Genomic DNA, 1,095 nt, shown 5'->3' with positions numbered 1-1,095 from the left:
ACCCTGTCGTGGCACGCGCACAGCTCTATGTGAAGTGAGGCGTTCATGAAGCTTGCGGTCATTCCGGGTGACGGCATCGGTGTCGAGGTCACGGCCGAGGCGCTGAAGGTGCTGCGCAAACTCGTCCCCGATCTCGAGACCACCGAGTACGACCTCGGTGCCCGTCGCTACAACGCCACGGGGGAGTTGCTCCCGGACGCCGATCTCGCGGCGATCCGCGAGCACGACGCGATCCTGCTGGGCGCCATCGGCGACCCGTCGGTCACACCGGGCGTGCTCGAGCGTGGTCTGCTGTTGAACATGCGGTTCGCGTTGGATCATCACGTGAATCTGCGTCCGTCGCAGCTGTATCCGGGATCGAAGTCGCCGCTCGCGGCGCAGCCGGACATCGATTTCGTGGTGGTGCGCGAGGGCACCGAGGGACCCTACACCGGTAACGGTGGCGCGATCCGTGTCGGCACTCCGCACGAGATCGCGACCGAGGTGTCGATCAACACGTGGTTCGGCGCCGAGCGGGTGGTGCGCTATGCATTCGCCCTCGCACAGACCCGGCGCAAGCACGTCACGCTGATCCACAAGACGAACGTCCTCTCCAACGCCGGTGCGATCTGGACGCGTGCGGTGGAGACGGTGTCGGCGGAGTATCCGGACGTGGAGACGGCGTACTGCCACATCGACGCGGCCACCATCTACATGGTCACCGACCCGTCGCGCTTCGACGTGATCGTCACGGACAACCTGTTCGGCGACATCATCACCGACCTCGCGGGTGCGGTCACGGGAGGTATCGGCCTGGCGGCGTCGGGGAACATCGACGCCTCGGGGACGAACCCGTCGATGTTCGAGCCCGTGCACGGCAGCGCCCCGGACATCGCGGGCCAGGGGATCGCGGATCCCACGGCGGCCATCCTGTCCGCGGCGCTGCTGCTGCGTCACCTCGGCCGGGACGACGATGCCGCGCGCATCGAAGCCGCGGTCGAGGCCGATCTGGCGTCCCGGGGCGACTCGAAGGTCGTCACGTCGGAGGTCGGCGACCGGATCGCCGCGGCCCTCTAGGGCCGGGCGTCGACCCTGTCTCCCTCGATCCCCGTGGAC

1 protein-coding gene is annotated in these 1,095 nt (G+C 67.9%); it reads left to right on the top strand.

Translation table 11 applies throughout. The features are described from left to right. Nucleotides 1–45: 45 nt before the first annotated feature. Nucleotides 46–1,056 carry a 3-isopropylmalate dehydrogenase gene (locus tag ACFTZB_RS45805; RefSeq protein WP_378442658.1) on the top strand — a complete coding sequence of 337 codons (1,011 nt, stop codon included), beginning with the start codon at nucleotides 46–48 and terminating at the stop codon, nucleotides 1,054–1,056. Nucleotides 1,057–1,095 lie beyond the last annotated feature (39 nt).

This window comes from Rhodococcus sp. NPDC057014, from assembly GCF_042673295.1.
Taxonomy (GTDB): Bacteria; Actinomycetota; Actinomycetes; order Mycobacteriales; family Mycobacteriaceae; genus Rhodococcus_F.
Note: the sequence above shows the minus strand (reverse complement) of the source record. Positions and strands in the feature narration are given on the sequence as shown.

Coding starts and splice junctions, on each gene's coding strand:
- ACFTZB_RS45805 (WP_378442658.1), top strand. CDS start 46: ATGAAGCTTGCGGTCATTCCGGGTGACGGCATCGGTGTCGAGGTCACG.